Origin of the sequence: Myxococcus sp. AB025B (genome assembly GCF_006518215.1) — a bacterium.
In the GTDB taxonomy this organism is placed as follows: Bacteria; Myxococcota; Myxococcia; order Myxococcales; family Myxococcaceae; genus Myxococcus; species Myxococcus fulvus.
On record NZ_SRLW01000774.1, the window covers coordinates 1 to 255 of the forward strand.

Annotated in this window: 1 protein-coding gene; it reads right to left on the minus strand. The window is 72.9% G+C overall.

Annotated features, from left to right (window positions below):
• Nucleotides 1-255 (minus strand): integrase core domain-containing protein (locus tag FL311_RS43890; RefSeq protein WP_141333619.1); only part of this gene is annotated, 255 nt, incomplete at both ends.

Consider the following 255-nt stretch of genomic DNA (forward strand, 5'->3'; position numbering starts at 1 on the left):
CAGGCGCCCGGGGCGCGGCCTCGAAGACGGTTCTCGGTGTCGCGCCCAGGAGGGCCGCGTGCGAGGTGACGTGGTAGTGCGCGTCGAGGAAGGCGCAGAGGCGGACATTGACGTCGTGCAGCGAGGCGACGGGCCCGAGGAAGTCGAGGCAGCCCTCGCGCAGCGTGCGCCAGAAGCGCTCCATCTTCCCGCGTGCGGGGGCGTCGTAGGGCCTGGCGTGCAAGAGGGAGGTGCCGATGCGAGCGCACGCGGTGG